Below are 1,064 nucleotides of genomic sequence, written 5' to 3'. Positions count from 1 at the left end.
TCGAGGCGATCCGCCGGATGATCCAGCCCCAGGCCGTCGACATGACGCTCATGCTCGGCATCGCCGCGATCGGCCTCGTCGTCAATATCGTGCTGACGATGGTGCTGAGCCGCAGCATGCGAGAGGAGAACAACCTGAATATCAAGAGCGCGCTCTGGCACTTCATCGGCGATCTGCTCAGCTCGGTCGGCATCATCGTCTCCGGTCTGCTCATGATGCTGACCGGCTGGGCGATCCTCGATCCGATCGTCAGTATGCTGGTCGGCGGCATCATCTTCATCGGCGGCGCCCGCATCGTCCGCGAGTCGTATCTGGTACTGATGGAGTCGGTGCCGGAGACGCTCGACCTCGAGGACATCCGCAGCGACATCGCCGCCTTGCCCGGCGTACAGGACGTGCATGAGCTGCATCTGTGGGCGGTCTCTACCGATCACTACTCGCTGACTGGCCATGTGCTGGTCGGCAGCGGGGCGCAGCCATTCGAGCTGTTGTCACAGATCGATACGCTGCTGCGCGAGCGCCACGGCATCGCACATTCGACGATCCAGATGGAGCATCCGGCCATCCACGACCATGGCGCGTACGGTCAGCGATTCGTGTCGGGACTCAAGGCGTCGACGTGATGACCTTGTCGATAATGCCGTATTCCTTCGCTTCCTCGGCCGACATGAAGTAATCGCGATCCATGTCCTTCTCGATCTTCTCCGGCGGCTGGCCGGTCCGCTCGGCGGTGATGCGGACGATCTTCTCGCGGATCTGCAGGATGCGTCTGGCGCTGATCGCGATGTCGCTCGCCTGCCCCTGAGCGCCGCCATGCGGCTGATGGATCATGATCTCGCTGTTGGGCAGCGCGCAGCGCTTGCCGCTCGATCCGGCGAGCAGGAGCAGCGAGGCGAAGGAAGCGGCGAAGCCGGTACAGATCGTATGAATCTGCGGCTTGACGAATTGCATCGTGTCATAGATGCTGAAGCCTGCCGTCGTCGAGCCGCCGGGGCTGTTGATGTACATGTAGATATCCTTCTCGGCATTGTCCGATTGCAGCAGCAGCAGCTGGGCGACGACGC

At 62.1% G+C, this 1,064-nt stretch carries 2 protein-coding genes; one reads left to right on the top strand and one right to left on the bottom strand.

The window, feature by feature from the left end:
• The coding region (locus tag PA598K_RS35095; protein WP_148092058.1) for a cation diffusion facilitator family transporter at window positions 1-623 on the top strand (623 nt) is incomplete at its 5' end.
• Here the strand turns inward: PA598K_RS35095 and PA598K_RS35090 are convergent.
• On the bottom strand, window positions 607-1,064 hold a 458-nt coding region (locus PA598K_RS35090), incomplete at its 5' end, for an ATP-dependent Clp protease proteolytic subunit (RefSeq protein WP_148092057.1). The two genes, PA598K_RS35095 and PA598K_RS35090, sit on opposite strands and share 17 nt — an antisense overlap.

The organism is Paenibacillus sp. 598K (assembly GCF_003851045.1).
GTDB lineage: Bacteria > Bacillota > Bacilli > Paenibacillales > Paenibacillaceae > Paenibacillus_D.
This window is presented reverse-complemented; position numbering and strand designations above follow the sequence as displayed.